The sequence below is a fragment of the Proteiniphilum sp. X52 genome (assembly GCF_003712195.1).
Lineage (GTDB): Bacteria > Bacteroidota > Bacteroidia > Bacteroidales > Dysgonomonadaceae > Proteiniphilum.
Genome location: NZ_RDSD01000005.1, coordinates 176,339 through 194,072, shown reverse-complemented (window position 1 = coordinate 194,072; position 17,734 = coordinate 176,339). Strand labels below are relative to the sequence as shown.

General features: G+C 44.0%; 16 protein-coding genes. 15 read left to right on the top strand and 1 reads right to left on the bottom strand.

Annotated elements, in window-relative coordinates:
- Window positions 1-45: 45 nt before the first annotated feature.
- The 15 genes from D7D25_RS06510 to D7D25_RS06440 all read left to right on the top strand — a co-directional run bounded on the left by D7D25_RS06510 (window position 46) and on the right by D7D25_RS06440 (window position 16,433).
- Window positions 46-1,779, top strand: coding sequence for a LamG-like jellyroll fold domain-containing protein (locus tag D7D25_RS06510; protein ID WP_148038868.1), 1,734 nt, complete (start codon window positions 46-48; stop codon window positions 1,777-1,779).
- A gap of 118 nt (window positions 1,780-1,897) precedes the next feature.
- Complete coding sequence (locus tag D7D25_RS06505; protein ID WP_221407967.1) at window positions 1,898-3,346, top strand: hypothetical protein; 1,449 nt, start codon at window positions 1,898-1,900, stop codon at window positions 3,344-3,346.
- A gap of 65 nt (window positions 3,347-3,411) precedes the next feature.
- Window positions 3,412-4,599, top strand: coding sequence for a sialidase family protein (locus D7D25_RS06500; RefSeq protein WP_122968181.1), 1,188 nt, complete (start codon window positions 3,412-3,414; stop codon window positions 4,597-4,599).
- A 36-nt stretch (window positions 4,600-4,635) separates the two neighbouring features.
- Entirely contained in the window at window positions 4,636-5,889 is a 1,254-nt protein-coding gene (locus D7D25_RS06495; protein ID WP_122968139.1) for an MFS transporter, read from the top strand.
- A 106-nt stretch (window positions 5,890-5,995) separates the two neighbouring features.
- On the top strand, window positions 5,996-6,793 hold the full coding sequence (locus tag D7D25_RS06490; RefSeq protein ID WP_221407966.1) for an HpcH/HpaI aldolase/citrate lyase family protein: 798 nt from the start codon (window positions 5,996-5,998) through the stop codon (window positions 6,791-6,793).
- A gap of 92 nt (window positions 6,794-6,885) precedes the next feature.
- Window positions 6,886-7,842, top strand: coding sequence for an aldo/keto reductase (locus D7D25_RS06485; RefSeq protein WP_221407965.1), 957 nt, complete (start codon window positions 6,886-6,888; stop codon window positions 7,840-7,842).
- Window positions 7,843-7,869: 27 nt separating this feature from the next.
- The gene (locus D7D25_RS06480; RefSeq protein ID WP_221407964.1) at window positions 7,870-8,787 is read left to right on the top strand and encodes a Gfo/Idh/MocA family oxidoreductase; all 918 of its coding nucleotides are present in this window, start codon (window positions 7,870-7,872) and stop codon (window positions 8,785-8,787) included.
- 10 nt (window positions 8,788-8,797) lie between these two features.
- The gene (locus D7D25_RS06475; protein WP_122968137.1) at window positions 8,798-9,574 is read left to right on the top strand and encodes an SDR family oxidoreductase; all 777 of its coding nucleotides are present in this window, start codon (window positions 8,798-8,800) and stop codon (window positions 9,572-9,574) included.
- Window positions 9,575-9,625: 51 nt separating this feature from the next.
- The gene (locus D7D25_RS06470; protein ID WP_158602556.1) at window positions 9,626-10,795 is read left to right on the top strand and encodes an N-acetylglucosamine-6-phosphate deacetylase; all 1,170 of its coding nucleotides are present in this window, start codon (window positions 9,626-9,628) and stop codon (window positions 10,793-10,795) included.
- A 1-nt stretch (window position 10,796) separates the two neighbouring features.
- Entirely contained in the window at window positions 10,797-11,777 is a 981-nt protein-coding gene (locus tag D7D25_RS06465; protein ID WP_122968135.1) for a hypothetical protein, read from the top strand.
- Between the two features lie 12 nt (window positions 11,778-11,789).
- On the top strand, window positions 11,790-13,103 hold the full coding sequence (locus D7D25_RS06460; RefSeq protein WP_122968134.1) for a neutral/alkaline non-lysosomal ceramidase N-terminal domain-containing protein: 1,314 nt from the start codon (window positions 11,790-11,792) through the stop codon (window positions 13,101-13,103).
- 1 nt (window position 13,104) lies between these two features.
- Entirely contained in the window at window positions 13,105-14,517 is a 1,413-nt protein-coding gene (locus D7D25_RS06455) for an L-fuculokinase (RefSeq protein ID WP_122968133.1), read from the top strand.
- Complete coding sequence (locus tag D7D25_RS06450; RefSeq protein ID WP_122968132.1) at window positions 14,502-15,122, top strand: SIS domain-containing protein; 621 nt, start codon at window positions 14,502-14,504, stop codon at window positions 15,120-15,122. Before D7D25_RS06455 ends, D7D25_RS06450 begins: the two co-directional genes overlap by 16 nt.
- 72 nt (window positions 15,123-15,194) lie before the next feature.
- Window positions 15,195-15,896 carry a triose-phosphate isomerase gene (locus D7D25_RS06445; RefSeq protein WP_122968131.1) on the top strand — a complete coding sequence of 234 codons (702 nt, stop codon included), beginning with the start codon at window positions 15,195-15,197 and terminating at the stop codon, window positions 15,894-15,896.
- Between the two features lie 36 nt (window positions 15,897-15,932).
- Window positions 15,933-16,433 carry a secondary thiamine-phosphate synthase enzyme YjbQ gene (locus tag D7D25_RS06440; RefSeq protein ID WP_122968130.1) on the top strand — a complete coding sequence of 167 codons (501 nt, stop codon included), beginning with the start codon at window positions 15,933-15,935 and terminating at the stop codon, window positions 16,431-16,433.
- A 124-nt stretch (window positions 16,434-16,557) separates the two neighbouring features.
- Here D7D25_RS06440 and D7D25_RS06435 read toward each other — a convergent pair whose 3' ends face one another.
- Window positions 16,558-17,586 carry a dihydroorotate dehydrogenase-like protein gene (locus D7D25_RS06435; RefSeq protein WP_122968129.1) on the bottom strand — a complete coding sequence of 343 codons (1,029 nt, stop codon included), beginning with the start codon at window positions 17,584-17,586 and terminating at the stop codon, window positions 16,558-16,560.
- Window positions 17,587-17,734: the final 148 nt, after the last annotated feature.

Here is a 17,734-nt window from a genome sequence, read left to right as displayed (position 1 = left end):
CTGAAAATGTGAATACCATTGTTTAATAAAATATTGTTTATTGTTATGAGAAAAAAAATATATATACTGACATTAGCATCCATTTTCTTGTCGTGTGACAAATACGATGTTCCTGTTGCCCAAACATACGATGGAGTAACCTCAACACGTATAGCAAGTGATGCAAAACATTCTGCATTCACGAGTTTAGTGAAGTTTAACGACTACTTCTATTGTGCTTTTAGAGAAGGACCCGCTCACACCGGAGATGGTGGCACGGTTCGTATTATTAGAGCCAAGGACGGTGCCAAATGGGAAACTGTACAGATTCTTAAACTCGAATCGGCAAGTGATGTCGCCAGAGAATTGTCGTTTAGCGGGAATTATCAAAATATGGTGATAAAGCACCATAACGATTTTGACTTTACGTTAAATGATGGTTTTTCCGCTACTGCATATGTAAATTTATCAAACATAGGTAAAAACTCTTATATAATTAGTAATAGAAATGGTGGAGACGGCTTTGAACTTGGATATAACAATAGCCAATTGTTTGCAGATATAGCAATTCCGTACTTGCGCGTATATCAAACTCCTAATAATTTAGCTTATGATGTTTGGCAACATGTAGGATTCGTTTATGACGGACCTGGAAAGTCTGCAACACTTTACATAGATGGTAAAGCTATTAATACAGGGTTTTACGCAAGTGGAGATTATCCCAAAGAGTTTACAACTCAAGAGAGTACTTATGGAAATGATATTGTTCTCTTTTCCAAAGCTCCAAATCATAAAACCAATCCTTTAGGATATAGCTCCTATTCCAAGGGAAGAATTATTTTTCTTCGATTTTGGGACAAAGCCTTGAATACTGATGAGATTGCAACTGACATGGAATCTGCTGTCACTGCGAATACTCCTAATTTAATTGCCGGCTACGATTTTAGTATCAGAGAAAAGTCAGGGAATGATTATATTATTCCTGATATAAAAGGAAAACATCCGGGGATTCTACGTAATTTCGTAAAAGATGATTTTGCACCTCCTACAGATTTACGAGATCCTAAACTGTCTATTACTGCTGACAATCGTATTATGCTGCTTGTTGACGGAGAACTTTATAGGAGTGGAAAAGTAAGTAGCCGTAGGCCTCACGTTTCTTTTTCAGACAGTAATGGAGAAAATTTTTCTGAGTTGACAAGAAGCGATGTCTATTATCCTGCAGAAAAAACTTTAAGTGAAGAAAGTTTCTGGATGTGGAGTCATATTTACCATAAAGGTGTCTACTTCGCATTTGATTATCTCCATTTCACGCTATTCAAATCTAACGATATGGGTAAAACTTTTACTCCGATCAAAAGACTTGATTACGAAGGAATAGGAGAAAAACCTAACGAAACTGCTTTATACATTGACTCGGATGATAAGATGTACGCATTTATGAGGAGAAGCAACAAAGCAAATGGTTACTTAGGAACAAGTTTGCCTCCTTATACTGATTGGACGTACAAGGAGCTGGATTATCGAATAGAAGGACAAAATGTTGTTCCTTTTAATAATGACTCTTTTATTATGGGAACAAGAAGTTTTGACGAAGATCATTCAAACCCTAAAATGTCTATCTATGTTACCGATTTGGGAGGGGTAATTAAAAAGAAAATTGAACTGCCTAGTGGCGGAGATTGTAGTTATCCAGGATTGGTCTTAGATAAAGACTTTTTATGGATTTCGTACTATTCTTCCCATGAAGGTGTAACATCTATATATTTCACCAAGATTCCAATAGAAGAACTGAGATAATTTTATTGTCCTTATGACATACGTGTCCGGTAAAAAGTCCCGGAATTTTTTACCGGACACTCATGACCTCCTTTATCTTTTAAGATATGACTGAAATAGAATCAAAAAATCCGACATTATGACAAGATTATTCATTATTTATCTGATTGCTTGCATATTAATTCCATTTTCGCTTGTGGGGCAAATATCATTAGAATTAAATGACAAAAGAGAGTTGTTTGTTGATGATTATTTGATTGACAAGCTATATGGAATTGAAATGAAAATGCACACCCCCATTGATGAAGGGGTTGTTCTTTATTTCGACAAACCATGGGAAGGTCCTTTCTGTGGTTATGTGACAATAATTCAAGACAATAATACTTACAGGGCATATTACCGAGGTTCGCAAGAGGGTAGAGATGGAACCAATAACGAAGTTACTTGTTATGCAGAATCGAAAGATGGAATAAAATGGGACAAGCCCAATTTAGGGATCCATACGATTCAAGGATCAAAAGACAATAACGTTGTTCTGGCAAATGTAGCCCCTGTTCCTCATAATTTCAGCCCTTTTCTTGACAATAATCCAAAAGCCAAACCGGATCAAAAATATAAAGGACTTGGTGGACTTGACAAGACGGGTTTAATAGCATATATATCAGAAGACGGCATTCATTGGAAAGAATTACAAAAAGAAGCTGTGTTAAAAAAGGGTGTTTTCGACTCGCAAAATGTTGCATTTTGGTCCGAAAGTGAAAATTGTTATGTTTGTTATTTTCGTATCTGGTCTGATGGTGGATTTACTTCATATAAAGGATTTAGATCTGTGGGGCGCTCGACATCAAATGATTTCATCAATTGGTCAGAACCACAAGCTATGACATTTGGTGATGCCCCTATGGAGCATCTCTATACTCAACAAACAAGCCCGTACTTCAGGGCTCCACATATATATGTTGCCATTGGTGGTAGATTTATGCCCGGACGTCAGGTTTTGACAGAAGAACAAGCAAAAAAACTCAATGTAAATCCCGGTTATTTCAAAGATTGCTCGGATGCCTTTTTGATGACTTCACGGGGAGGGAATGTATATAATCGTACCTTTATGGAAGCATTTATCCGTCCAGGAATCGGATTAGACAATTGGGTTTCACGATCTAATTATCCTGCCCTGAATGTCGTACAGACTAGTCCAACAGAAATGTCCATATATGTTAACCAAGATTACGCTCAACCTACGGCTCATTTACACAGATATTCTTTAAGATTGGATGGATTTACGTCATTGTCTGCTCCGTATAAAGGAGGGGAACTTCTCAGCAAAGTATTTACTTTTTCAGGCAAAGAACTTGAAATAAACTATTCAACCTCTGCGGCTGGTGAACTAAAATTTGAAATTCAAGACGAAGACGGGAGGCCAATCCTTGGTTATACGATGGATGATTCAGATACAATTATTGGTAATGAAATCTCAAGAATTGTAACCTGGAAAGGAAATAAAAACGTAGAATCGCTATCCTCAAAAAAGGTCCGTTTGAGAATTTTCATGAAAGATGCTGATTTGTATTCGTTGAAATTTAATTAGAGTCACCATTTTAAAATAATCATTAATCAGTCAAACCTAATCAAAAATTGTTGATGATGTTTCATATGAATATAAAAAAAATTTCAACATTAATTATCTGCATGTTTTTTTTACTTACTTTTTGTACTTTAAGAGAAAAACATAATAATTTGGAAAACCCTTTGGGAATAGAAAAAATAAAAGATATTGTTATTTATGAAGATTCACTGTTTTATTCTTCATTTCCTTCGGTTGTGAAAAATGGTAAGAAAGATTTTATTGTTGCTTTTCGCCGAGCTCCGGATAGAAGAATATTTCATGAAAAAGGTAATATGCATGTCGATCCTAACAGCTATTTAGTAATGGTCCGTTCAAATGATGGGGAAAAATGGACAAAAGTACCACATCTCATATACTCGCATCCTTTTGGCGGATCACAGGATCCTTGTTTATTAAAGTTACGAGATGGGACACTACTCTGTACCAGCTATACATGGGCGTTTTTACGACAGGAAGGTATCGACAATCTGAAAAAACCTGTTATTGCTACTAAAGATGGTGTTGTTTTCTTAGGCGGTTATCTGGTACGTTCAATCGATGGTGGGAAAACATGGGGAGCCCCCCTTTATCCGCCTCATGTTGACGATGATGTTTATTTGAATGCCTTAGGAGAACCTCTTCCGGCATATAATCGAGGAGCTTTATATGAAGGGAATAGTGGTCGCATTTTCTGGGTGGTTACGGTAAATGATTCAATACCGATAAAAAAAACATCCACTCACTTATTAGTATCAGATGATAAAGGTTTGACATGGAACTATTCAGGTCTTGTAGCAACGGATGATAAAGCCTCTTTTAACGAGACCTCGATTTATGAAACTCCTAAAGGTGATTTAGTGGCATTTTTAAGGACTGCCAATATGGACGATCAAGCATGTATAGCCCGCTCATCAGATGGTGGAAAGACATTTAAATGGGAAAGTATGGGCTTCCAAGGACATCCATTGCATGCTCTTAGATTACCGGATAAACGAGTTTTACTGACTTACGGATATAGGCATAAGCCTTATGGAATTCGAGCTAGAATCTTAAATCCGGAATGTACTGACTTTGCAACCACTCCTGAATTTATTTTGCGTGATGATGGAGGAAACTCTGATTTAGGATACACTTGGTCTGTGATGTTAGACAAAAAACGAGTATTGGTTGTGTATTACTTTAATAAAGATAATAAAACCAGGCATATTGCAGGTTCAGTATTAGAAATTAATTAACTAAATGATAATTATTGTAACAGAAAAACAGGGGTAATGAAGATAAAGAATTTGCCCAAAGACGCTTGGCTTACAGTCGGCTTGCTTTTTGTCGTTGGCTTGCTTAACTATCTTGACCGAACCATGATAGCTACCATGCGTAGCTCCATTGTAGAAGGAATACCTATGACAGAAGCCCAATTTGGATTATTGACATCCGTGTTTCTATGGGTATATAGTCTGTTAAGTCCTTTTGCCGGTTTTATGGCAGACCGTTTTAGTAGAAGTAAAGTAATTATTGGGAGTCTTTTTGTCTGGTCTTTGGTGACGTGGTTTACATCACATGCCTCTACATATGATCAATTATTGGCTACCCGTGCTTTAATGGGGATAAGTGAAGCATTTTATGTGCCGGCAGCATTGGCATTAATTTTGGATTACCATCCTGGCTCAACCCAGTCGAGAGCTACCGGACTGCATATGACAGGCATCATGCTCGGTCAAAGCCTTGGTTTTATAGGCGGTTGGCTTGCCGAAAACCACACGTGGCAGTATGCTTTTCATATTTTTGGAATTATCGGGATTTTGTACGCATTTTTTTTACTATTTATTCTAAAAGATGCTCCGAAAGAGAACGTAGCTGTTAAAGAGCAAGATGAGATTCAAGGGAAAGTGGATCAAAAAGATACAGTGAAATTTGGTTTGGCAATGTTGGATCTTTTGTCTCGAAAATCATTTGTTTATCTCTTTGTCTTTTGGGGTGTAATGGGAGTTGTAGGCTGGATGATAATGGCCTGGTTACCTACTTACTATAAAGAACAATTTAATTTATCACAAACATTAGCTGGTTTTTATGCTACGGCTTATCTATATCCCGCATCCATTGCAGGATTGCTGATTGGTGCATTTTGGTCAGATAAATGGAGCAAGAAAAATAATTATGCAAGAATACTAGTTCCAATGATAGGACTCGGAATTGCAGCACTGGCCGTGTTTTTTGGCAGTTTTACAACTGTTTTGACCGTAGCCATTGTATTCTTCTTGATTTACGGTTTATCAAGGATGTTTGTTGACACTAATTTAATGCCGATTTTAAGTCTAACCGTTGATAAAAGGTATCGGGCAACAGGTTACGGAATCTTAAATATGTTTGCTACCTTGATCGGCGGTTTGGGAATTTACGTTGGAGGAGCATTGCGCGATTCAAACTTCAACCTAAAATTGGTCTATCAATTTGCTTCAGTTAGCATTTTGATTTGTATCGTGTTGTTGTGGTTGGTAAAGAAATACACGAAAACTGCGGTTGAATAAAGTATTAATTAAACGTTGGAATGTGAAAAACAAATACATTTAACACCAACAACTGCAAAAAACCATGTAGTTTAGAAAAAGCAACGAAAAATTGAAATATCTGTAATTGGAAATTAAAAGAAATTTTAATATGAGAGAAAGTAGAGTACTTAAAAAATTAAGAGCCGGCGAAACTGTCAGTTGCTTTAAATTGAATCTACCTGGCGGGGAAATTGCCGAGATAGCAGCTATGTCAGGATTTGACTGTCTCTGGTTGGACAGAGAGCACGTGGTGCAGGACTGGGCAGATATAAAAGCACAGAACTGGGCGGCAAAATCACACGATGTGGATATTATGGTGCGTGTTTCGCGCGGAAGTTACAGTGACTATATCAAACCGTTGGAATTGGATGCAACCGGAATTTTAGTACCGCATATCATGAACTTGGAAGATGCAAAAAGAGTGGTTTACTTCACTCGGTTTCATCCTATTGGACGCCGTTCCATTGACGGTGGAAATGCAGACGGAGCATATTCTGCCATGGATTTTTGTGAGTACCTGAAAAAAGCCAATGAACAGCGATTCATTGCTTTGCAAATAGAAGATCCCGAACCGTTGGATGATTTAGAAGCCATAGCATCGCTTGAAGGATATGATATGTTGTTTTTCGGACCCGGAGATTTTAGCCAGGGGATTGGCGCACCGGGACAGTGGGAGCATCCTCTGCTAATGGAAACTCGGAAACGTGTAGCGGAAGTTGCCCGAAAATACGGAAAATTTGCTGCTACAACAGGAAATCTCGATAATGCCGGCAAGCTGATAGATATGGGATATCAGTTCATAAGCATAGGAGCAGATGTAATTGGATTAAATACATATTGTCAAGAATTAATAAGAGGTTTTATAAAATTGAATCGGTTGTGAAAAACAAATCTAAAGGAACGTACGGATAAGTAGTTATTAGCCCAAAGTTAGCTGCCACTTATTTAAAAATCAGTTATCTATTCAACCAATTCATGAATAAAAGACAGTTAGGAAATACAGAAATTTACATCTCTGAAATAGCTTTCGGCGGAGTAGAAATTGGTATGCCTTACGGGATAGGAATAAACAGCGAGAAGGATATGCTTTCAGAAGATAAAGCCGTAGAACTACTTCAGATAGCTTCAGATTCCGGAATTAATTTTTTTGATACGGCCAGAATGTATGGAAACAGCGAGCGCATCATGGGTAAAGCTTTCAAAGACAGACGCAGGAAAGTGGTAATAGCATCCAAATGTGTCCCTCTACTCGACAAGAAAGGGAAACTACCGCCCCAAAAAGATATTAAAGGTATTATAGAAAAATCATTGACTGAAAGTCTTGAAGCTCTACAAACCGATTACATAGATATTTATATGCTTCATCAAGCGACCATGGAAATTCTGGATAGTGATGAAATTTTGAATGCTTTTTCAGACTTTAAAAACCAGGGGATTTTTAAGGCCGCCGGAGTTTCAAGCTATACAAACGAGGTTTCTAAAAAAGTAATCGATAGCGGATTCTGGAATATGATTCAACTTCCTTTTAATTTGATGGATCAGCGACAAGGAGATCTGTTTGAGGATGCACAAAAGAAAGGTGTCGGGATAGTGGTAAGGTCGGTTTTACTAAAGGGTCTGTTAAGCGACAGGGGGAAAAATCTTCATCATGCACTCAAAGACGTCGAAAACCACATTGCAAAATACCACGTATTATTGGAGGGGACCAATTATAAATTGCCGGCATTAGCCACCAAATTTGCATTGTCTTTTCCGGAAGTTTCTTCGGTATTGGTGGGCATTGACAGGCAAGAATATTTGGAAGAAGCGCTAAGAACGGTAGATGGGGTTTATTTAAGTAAAGAAAAACTGGATCAAGCGAGGCAATTAGCATATCCTGAACCGGATTTTATCAATCTCCCCTATTGGGATAAAATGAAATGGTTAACGTAACAGATAAAATTAAAATACATGATAAAAATGGGTATAATCGGAATGAGTCTTGGAAATGCACACCCCTACTCATGGTCATCTATTATAAATGGAGTGTTTGATGCCGGTGAAATAACGAAAATCGGTTATCCGGCTGTCGCGAATTATTTGGAAGCAAATAAAGACACACTCGGAATATCCAACGCAAAAGTGACATGTGTATGGACACAGAACCGCGAAATTTCGGAAAGTATCGCTAAATCAAGCAAAATACCCCGAATAGTGAATAAGCTGGAAGACATGGCTCCTCTTGTGGACGCAATTCTCTTATCAAGAGATGACCCTGAAAATCATGTGGCCATGGCTAAACCTTTTTTGGATGCGGGAATACCTATTTTTATCGATAAACCACTTGCAAACACAAAAGAAGATCTGCAATATTTTGCTGATGAAAATGCTAAAGGTAAATTGATCATGTCGTGTTCGTCCATGCGTTACGCCAATGAGACCAGGATTGTAAAACAAGAGATTGACTCTTTGGGTAAGCTCGAACTTGCAACAGCGGTAGGCAAAAAAGATTGGATCAAGTACGGCGTTCATATTGTGGAAGGATTGTTCGCTCTCTTGAATGATCCTAAACCCATGTGCGTCAAATCCATCGGTAAAAAAAACAAAGAGATTGTGTATATTGGGTTTGCAAATGGTTTTCAGGCAACAATTCATTTGTTTATGGACATTACGGGTACATTCCAGATATCTTTATTTGGACAGCAGGGATGGCGATTAATGGATATAAAAAATTCCTACTCCATGTTCAGAGACAACATTATGGAGTTTGTCAAATCCGTAGAGCAAGGCTCCTCCAGGCTTTCTTTCCATAAAACGGAAAATATCATCCGAACCATCATTGCGGCTATTGAAAGTTCGAAACAAGGTGGAAAAACCATAGACATGTCTAAGTTTTAACAGATTTAAAATGAACATAAAAGATTTGATGAATTTAAAAGGTAAAATAATTTTAGTGTCAGGTGGCGCTGGAAACTATGGTAAATGCATCGTAGAAGGGTTGGCAGAGGCTGAAGGAACCATAATCATTGCTTCTCGAAACATGGAGAAGGTAGTGAAAACAGTCTCTAAGTTCCGGAAGAATGGATGGGATGTTCATGCCATGCCGGTAGATCAAGGGAATCATGACTCTGTGGTAGCCCTAAAAGCGTCAATCACCAAAAAATTTGGGAAATTAGACGTTTTTGTAAATAATGCCGTCTCAAGACCGATGAAGACGTATAATGATCCCATTGAGAATTTTGCCGAATCCATGCGTATAAATGCAACCGGAGCTATGGATATTTTACGTGAAATGGCAGACTTAATTGAGAAAAGCGGCGGAGGAAGTATCATAAATATAGCCTCTATGATGGGAATGTTTGGTCCGGACCTTTCCAACTATGAAGGTACGAATCTGGGCATACCGCCTCCCGATTACTATTTCCACAGGGCAGGAATAATTAACCTAACCCGTTACTTGGCACGTGTCTATGCCGGAAAAAACATCCGGGTGAATTGCGTGAGTCCTGGAGGTTTGTTCAACAATCAACCCGAGCGCTTCCTGGAGAATTACAACAAGAAAGTTCCTTTAGGACGAATGGCGAACAACGACGACATAAAGGGCCTGATGGTGCTGTTGGCATCGGATGCCGGCGCTTATATAAATGGAGAAAACATCTTGATGGATGGCGGAATGCATGCGTAGTACCCTCCTACTCTTTAGATGATAAAAATAAATACAGGTTACGTTGAACATATGCAAAATAATGATCAAGTTGCTTTTAAGGGGATTATAATTTCAGACTCTGAAATAGTTAAAGGATATCTCACAACACGTAGAGGAAAAATTATCGATATAGGAGAATCTCCTCCGGGATGTGATGTGATTGATTTGGGTGAATCGTATATCACGCCCGGATTCATCGATCTGCATATACACGGCATTCAGCACATGTTGGTGGACAACGGCGGGGAAGATTTGAAAGAAATCTGTAAAATTTTACCTCAATACGGAGTTACAGGATTTTTGCCCACATTAGCTCCCAGGCCTAAAGGAGAAGATGCAGAGTTTCTCTCGGAGTTGTCCATAACAGAGACCGAAGGAACGGAAATATTGGGTTTCCACCTCGAAGGACCGTTTCTCAAGATCACAGGAGCTTTAGGCGCCGGAGCCACCTGCGGAGCAGATGAAGGAAGAGTACAAGCTCTGATTCAAGCCGCAAAACCCTACAGGGCCATTTTCAGCATTTCCCCCGACGTGGAAGGCATCGACCGGCTGATCCCGTTCATGGCCGAGAACAATACCCCCGTATTTATTACCCACACGGCGGCAACGGTAGAACAAACTCAACGCGCCATAGCCTTGGGGGCGCGTCATGCCACGCACTTCTACGACGTTTTCCCCTGTCCCCCCGTCTCCGAACCCGGCGTGCGCCCTTGTGGCGCCGTGGAAGCCATCCTGGCCGACGAGCGGGTCGGCGTGGATTTTATTCTTGACGGAGTGCATGTGGATCCGATAGCCGTAAAAACAGCGCTCAAATGCAAATCGCGAGGCCCCGGAAAAGTTTGTTTGATCACCGACGCCAATGTGGGTGCAGGTTTAGGAGCCGGACGTTTTGTCTTTGGCAACAGCGGGGAGATTGAATTCGCCCATAAAGGCGCTCCCGCACGCCTGGTGAAAGACAACACGCTGGCCGGAAGCGGACTGACAATGGACCGGGCATTAAAAAATGCCGTAAAATGGCTCGGGCTAGATCTGGTGCACGCCTCGAAGTTGGTAAGCCATCATCCGGCTATGGTTCTTGGGATTGGACATAAGAAAGGAATACTAAAGAAAGGTTACGACGCCGATTTCGTCGTGTTAAACGAGAATCTGGATGTTTTACAAACATGGATAAACGGCAAATGTTTTTTTGAGAGGAAATAATATGGAACAAACTCGGAAATTTGTGCTTGACCCTGGGCATAATACAGGGCATCAGCAATTCGACTTCAACCCGTCTGAATGGGTACCCTTTAGAGATAAAAAAGAAATTAACAGGGTGTCAGCCATCAAAAGAGAGGATATGGAGAAACACCCTAATCCCGATTTCAGGATAAAGGTAATTCCCGATGCGGATGTCGCGCATTATTGGATTACCGATATGTTCAGAAGAATAAAGCATTCTTCGGATACCGGGGAAAGACTCGTGATGATACTGCCCAATCCTGCTCGGCTATACAGACATCTGGCCCGATTAATCAATGCTTGTAATATCGACTGTCGAAATATCTACGCTTTCGCGATGGACGAGTACGCCGACGAAAACGGGAATATCGCGCCCGAAGAATGGGAACTCGGATTTACCCATGCCATGATGAAGTATTTCTATTACGCGATAGATGAAAAGTTGAGACCGGACAAAAAGCAATTCGTCGGCTTTACCAACAAGAATGTGAGGGATTACAGCAAGATGATCGCCGATGCGGGAGGAGCGGATATCTGCTACAGCGGGCCCGGGTGGACAGGCCATCTGGCTTTTATCGAACCCGACGCGCCCGAATTCCAAGGCTCCCTGGAAGACTGGAAGCAGATGGGAGCAAGAATCTGCACGCTAAGCCCCTTCACCCTCGCCCAAAACTCGTTGCACGGCGTGTTCGGCAAGAGCGGCAACCTGGCGGCGGTGCCTCCCAAGGCAGCCACCATTGGCCCCGCTGATGTGATAAACGCCAAGCACCGCTTCGACACGCACTCCATTACGGTGCACGGCACCACCACCGCATGGCAACGATTCACCACGCGTCTCGTGCTGCACGGGCCGGTGACGCCGCTGGTGCCCGAATCCATCCTTCAGACATTGAGGACGGATGTCTACGTGTCGGAAACCATCGCGCAAAACATTGAAACAGACTGGAATAAGGAATATTAGAAAACATCGGACATGAGCAAGTTAAAAGCCGGCGCGGCAACCGTAAACATCACCCCGCAAGAATCGCACTTCTTGTACGGCTACCCCTATGTGGAGAGAATGAGCACCGGCACGCACGACGACCTGTTAAGTTCAGCTTTGTATTTGACGGACGGGAAAAATCAGGTCTTGTTTATCTCCAACGATGTCATATACGTGAGTAAAGCGTCCACGGCGCGGATAAGAGAAGGAATTTCCAAAAAAACCGGGATACGGGATTCCAACATCCTGATAGCGGCAACGCATACCCATTCGGCTCCGGTTACCGTAGACCTGGCAATCAGCGCGAACGACCCCGTCGTTCCCAAAGTTGACGGAAGCTTCCTGAAATTCATGGAAGAGAGCACCGTAAAAGCCGCTTGCCAGGCAGTGGAAAAGGCGACGTGGGCTGAGATTGCCGTTGTTGTTGGAGATGCAACAGGCGTTGGGACAAACCGTCATAATCCCACCGGAGCAAAGGATATGGATGTGCCCGTTCTGTTAGTCAAGAATAAAACCGGTGCTTTTATCGGTTGTATGCTGGTTTGCAATATGCATCCAACCATTCTGCACGAAGACTCAACGCTGTACAGTGGAGATTTTCCGCATTATGTCAGGAAATCACTTCAAAATGATTTGCTGGGAAAAGAGTGTCCTGTCGTATATTTTACCGGAACTGCCGGCAATCAGAGTCCCCGGCATGTCACGAAATCCAACACGTTTGAAGAGGCTGAACGAATAGGACAGATTGTGACAGATTCCATCATTTCCAAACTAACGGAGACGGTGACTTACTCCTCCCATATACCTGTTTCGGCCGCTCAAAAATTCGTCGATCTGCCCAGACGGACTTTCCCCTCGGTGGAGCGGGCAAAGGAACATCGCGACAAAACCAGAAAACGTTTCGAAGAGCTTAAAAAGAGTTCGAAAGATCCGCGAGAGATACGCACGGCAGAAGTGAACTGGTTTGGTTCGGAAGAGCTCCTCTGTTTGGCCAAATTAGCCCGGGACAACCAATTGGAACAGGCATACCGAAGCGTGCTGCCCGCTGAAATACAAATAATCAAGGTGGGTGAATGGAAATTTGCAGCCTGGCCCGGCGAGGTGTTCGTGGAGTACGGGCTGGAACTGAAAGAACATGTGGCCAATGTGGCTTTCATCACCTATGCCAACGGAGAACTTCAAGGGTATATCGTCACCCGGGAAGCGCACGAAAAAGGATTTTACGAGGCGGGAAATTCCTTCTTTGATCACAAGGCCGGGGAACTCATGCTGGCCGAAACAATCCGGCAATTAAAATTGAAGTGAAATGGGATTCTACCTTGGAATAGATCTGGGAACAAGTTACTTCAAGGCGGGCGTATTCGATGAACAGGGATATCTCGCCGGATTGGGACGCTGCTTGGTGAATAAACAGACAGGCGATGGGAATATCTGTGAATTGCCCATCGCTGAATTTTGGGCTGCACTGCGTAAATGCGTTAATTGGGCAATTGAAAAGGCAGGAATCACCCCCAACGAGCTGGTCGCCGTTTCCTACTCATCGCAAGCCAACAGTTTTGTCCTGCTGGACGAAACGGCTCATCCGCTCACTCCATTGATTCTGTGGCCCGACAAAAGAGCCGGACAAATGCCTTCCGTCCTGCGCTCTTTATTGGGAAACCCCAATTTTCTGAAGAAGACAGGATTAGGAATTTTGCCCGGCCTGCAATCCATGGCGGCCAAGATAGTTTGGTTCCGGGAGAACAAGCCGGAAATCTGGGAGAAGGCAACCAGCATTGCGTCCGTTTCAGACTACCTGACATTCTCGTTAACCGGACAAAAAGCAAGCGACTTCAGCACGTCATCCATGACGGGACTGTTCGATGTGCCTGGAGAAAAGTGGTGGGACGAAGCATTGGAAACGTTGGATATCCACAAAAAGCTCCTGTTCCCTCCCCAAAGAACGGGAAGCCTTGTCGGCACCTTAGCCGGAGAAAGAGCGATACGACTGGGATTGGCTGCCGACACGAAATTCTTCCTGGGAGGATTGGACCACCATATGGTCGCTGTGGGCGCCGGCTTAACGAGCTCAACCCAGGTTTGCGAGTCGACGGGCACCGTGCTGGCATGCGTGAATTACCGGCAAGGCTTTTGTCCGAGAACGGGAATAAACATCGCTCCCGGATTAAGGAAAGGATATTATTTTCAAATGGCTTTCAATGAAAACGGGGCTACAGCGCTGGAGTGGTATCAAAAAAAGTTTGCTCCCGGATTATCCATTGAAGAACTGCTAAAGAGGGCCGAAGGCATCGCCCCGGGAAGTGACGGTTTAAAGGCTTCTCCCTGTGCCGACAAGTTTGAATCGCTTTCGGGGTTCCGGAACATCACAGACAAGCATTCCCACGGACATTTTGTAAGGGCGATTCTCGAATCGACCGGTTTAAGCTTACGAGACTTGGTGGCCAGCCTGGATCAAGAAAACCTTTCGGAAGCGATAACAGCTTCCGGAGGGGGAGCCCGGAGCCTTTTGTGGACGCATGTGAAGGCCGATATCCTCAACAAGGTTTTTATTGTACCCGAATGCCGTGAGTTGGCCTGCCGGGGAGCCGCGTTGATCGCGGCGAGAGGGGATATCCAACAAGAAGAAAGGAAAGAGTCTTTCGGAACACAGGCGAGACATGCCCGGCTGGTAAACCCGGATCCGGTAAATGTGGAAAAATATAAATGGCTAAATACATGATGAAAGAGTTAGAAAAAGAGGCGATCCTGCGACGGGCAAAACAATCCTTAAGGATTGAGAGCAAGGCCATTTCGGACATCGCGGATTACCTGGACAAGGAGAGCTTCGTGAAAGCCGTTGAAGCATTGAGCCGCTGTCCCAAGATAATCACCTGCGCCAGCGGGTCATCCGGTATCGCGGCCAAAAAGTTCGCCCACTCGTTGTGCTGCATCGAGAGAAACGCGCAATTCCTGTCGCCGGCGGAAGCCATCCACGGAGGAATGGGATGCATGAAAAAGGGAGACGCGGTGGTGATGGTCTCCCGGGGAGGAAAGACCGCCGAGCTGTTGCCCATCATCGAGGTGTGCAATAAAAAAGAGGTGGTACTTATCGGTGTTACCGAGAACCTGGAGGCTCCCCTGGCTAAAAAATCACAAATCGTTCTCCCCCTGAAAATCGAGAAGGAAAGTGACGGGTTGAATGTCATGGCGACGGCCAGCTTCGTGGCCACCATCGCCATTTTTGACGCCCTGCTCGCCTCCATCATGGAGATCACCGGGTATTCGCTGGAGCAGTTTGCCCTGATCCACCCGGGCGGCGCCGTCGGCAGCAGGCTGAACGGGTAAATGAAGCAGCGGGAACCGAGTGTTAGTACCAAACAAGAAAGATTGCGAAACTTAAAGGAATTACTAAACGATATGTATAAGGGATTAACAATTAAACCGCCATTTTTTGAAATCGGCCCCAAAGCCTACATGTACGGGGAAAGGATGCTGAGGCTGGCGAAAGCGGCCGATGAAGCTTCCGTCAAGTACGATGTGAGAATAATCCTGACACTGCAACCGTCGGACATCTACCTGTTGGCCAAGGAGACAAAGCACGTGCTTGTTTTTGCCCAACACATGGATCCTATCCCGATAGGCAGGGGAAACGGCTCCATCCTTCCCGAGGCGCTGAAAGCGGCCGGCGCCGTCGGCGTCATTCTCAACCACGCCGAAAAGCCGATGACCCTGGCCGATTTGTCCCGGGCAATCAAACGGGCGGATGAAGTGGGCCTGGTTTCCATGGCATGTGCCGACTCCATCCGCGAGGCGGAAGCAATTGCCCACCTTTCTCCCAACATTATCGTGGCCGAACCCACGGAGCTGATCGGCACGGGACAGACCAGCGACGAGGAGTACGTGAGGGCGACCACTTCCGCCATAAAGAAGGTAAACAGGGAGATCCAGATATTGCAGGCAGCCGGAATCACGAACGGGCAGGATGTTTACAGGACGATCCGGGCGGGGGCCGACGCCACGGGCACCACCAGCGGGATCATGAGGGCGGAGGATCCGGAGGCGATGCTGGAGGAAATGATCGGCGCCGTTCGAAAAGCATGGGACGATTTGAATAAATAACTGATTTACAAAACAACCAAGAAAGGAGATTAAAAAATGAGACTTTACAGGGGAACGATCGACCTTCAGTCGAAAGATCACAGGCCGGATTTTCACAACGTGACGGACGAGGTAAAAAGAATTGTGGATGAATCCGGTGTGCGGAACGGCATTTGTGTCGTTTATTCGCACCACACCACCTGCTCGGTGATGACGCAGGAATGTTCGCACGACCTCAATTTCTTCGGCAGGGAATACCTGCAACAGGATTTGAACAACATCATGGAGAAGCTGGTGCCGACATGCAGAACCGAAGGGCAATATTTGCATCCGGGTCCGGAGCACATCAAATTCGCGCTCACTTTCCCGGATGAAGAACCGAAAGGCAGCCTGAACACTGACGCCCACTTACGTTCCGTGTTTTTCGGACGCTCCGAAACCATACCCCTGGTCGACGGAAAGCTCTCGTTGGGCGATTTCGGATTCATCTACTTTGTGGACTGGGACCAGATCCGTGAACGGAAAAGGGTTTGCGAAGTGCAAATCATCGGAGAGTAGCCTTCAATAACATCCACGGCTTCCGGAAGATTTCAAAGGCAATCAGGAGACTGAACGAAGTCTCCTGACTGATCGGCATGGCCGCCGCCATTGCCATTGCCGCGCGTTATCCGAAACGCTATTGTTAAAAACCCCGGTGCTGCATATTCCCGAAGATGGTGTCGGAATGAAGGATCAGGTCGACGTACTGTGCCCTCTTGTAGATGAGCAGATTGTCGTCTTTATTGAGCACACTGTCCGAAAGTTTCCCCCTGAACTGATCCAAAGTATCGTAACCTTTCCTTTCCATCCATTCCTCAATCTCACGGATCATTCCCGTGATCTGTCTCATCCCATGCCTGTAGACAGCGCTTACCACCTGCACGCAGGTTGCTCCGGAGAGGATCAGCTTGATCACATCATCCCCGTTGAAGACACCCCTGCTACCACATACGGCAGCATTCACACGACCGTAGAGCATTCCTGCGATACGCAACGACGGTTTGTAATCACCCTTCTTACTCAGGTTAAATGCTCTTCGGTGACTCTCCTTCTCAATATCGATATCAGGCTGAAAGAAAGAATTAAAAAGCACCATTCCGTCCACGCCCGCTTCATCGAGACGTTTCGCGAAGTGCAGGATATTGGTATAGTCGGAACTGAGTTTCACACTCACCGGTATGGAGAGTTGTTTTTTTATCTGAGCAACCATCGCTATCTGTCGATTTTCGATTTCCGCCGCATCAAGGTCGAACTGCGTGGGTGTCTGGTAAAGGTTGAGTTCTATTCCGTCCACGCCGGCCTCTTCGATCAGGCGTGCGTAGCGGAACCAGGATGATTCGTTCACGGCATTCAGACTGGCTATCACCGGCACGGAAAGGTTTTCTTTCGCATTGCGGATCTTTACTAGGTAATACTCTATCTCGGAGCGATCGATATCTGGATGAAGCGAGGTCATCTCGGCATGGATATCGTTGTACTCATCCTTCAACTCGTCGAATTGCAGATCTTCCAACTGTATCTGTTCTTCAAAGAGTGTTTTATAGACTACGGCTGCAGCTCCCGCCTGCTCGGCTTTTTTCAGTGAATCGATCTCAGATGCCAGTTCTGATGCCCCCAGGATGACCGGGTTTTTGAGCGGAATGCCCATGTAGGATGTTGCCAAGTTCTTCATACGACTATATTTTTATATATTAATTTCTCACGATCAATGCCAAAATATCAGCTTCTACCCTTAGATTAATCCTCATGGCCGGTTCAGACACAGGATTCCCGGCATATCAGTTTATAAAAATCCACGTCAATACCGGTTTAGCATACAA